At 57.3% G+C, this 916-nt stretch carries 1 protein-coding gene; it reads right to left on the bottom strand.

What is annotated here, in order from left to right:
* The coding region (locus ADA16_RS09700; protein WP_275042190.1) for an IS30 family transposase at positions 1-914 on the bottom strand (914 nt) is incomplete at its 3' end.
* Positions 915-916: the final 2 nt, after the last annotated feature.

The following is a 916-nucleotide window of genomic DNA, read 5'->3' as shown; positions in this document are numbered from 1 at the left end:
CCGAGTACGACCCTCGGCCGGTTATTCAGCAATGCCTCCGCCTGGGCGACTTCCTGGTCGGTGACATCGGTAAAGTTGGTTCCTTTGGGGAAATAAAACCGGATATCCCGGTTCATCCGCTCATTGCTGCCTCGCTGCCACGGTGAATGCGGATCGGCGAAAAACACCTGGATATTCTCCGCGACGGAAAACTCCGTGTGCTTGGCAAACTCCACCCCCTGNTCCCAGGTCAACGTCGACATCGTGGTGTCCATCGACTCTTTGAGCCGACGAATCATCCGCACCATGACCTCATTGACACTTGCGGCAGTATGGTCAGTGCCGAGTCTGCCGAGGAGCACAAACCTGCTGCGGCGTTCCACCAACGTCGCCAAAGCACTGGTGCCATCTGCGCCAATAATCAAATCGCCTTCCCAATGACCGGGTACAGCACGGTCGTTGGCTTCCGCTGGGCGAAGTGAAATATTGGCATCATGGGTCCAGCGTTTTCCACGTGGTTTGGGCACCCCGGCTAAAAGCGAGCGGGGTTTACGCCCTGGCCGGGTAGTCCGGCAGGACTTTTCAAACACAAGTTCTTTGCGCAAGCTACCTGCCCCTTGCACGTAAAGGGCCTGGTAAATCGACTCATGGCTAATAGTCATGGACGTATTATCACCCCANNNNGCAGCCAACCTGTCACTGGCCTGACGCGGTGAGGCCCCACGGTTGAGCAGATCAACAACCTGGGCGCGTAAGAACCGATTGTCATCGAGTTTGCGCAGCTTAGGGCGAGCAAGACGCCCGCGGCTGGCCTGGTCAGCGTGATAGGCATCGTAGATACCATCGACGCTGTTGCGTGCGATTTCACGGCTGACGGTGGATTGACTACGACAGACTATCTGGGCGATACGCCGGTGCGAATGCCCTGCTCGCAGAT

Source organism: Corynebacterium vitaeruminis, from assembly GCF_001054325.1.
GTDB classification, from domain to species: domain Bacteria; phylum Actinomycetota; class Actinomycetes; order Mycobacteriales; family Mycobacteriaceae; genus Corynebacterium; species Corynebacterium vitaeruminis_A.
The sequence above is the reverse complement of the archived record's forward strand: the minus strand, read 5'-3'. Positions and strand labels throughout refer to the sequence as shown.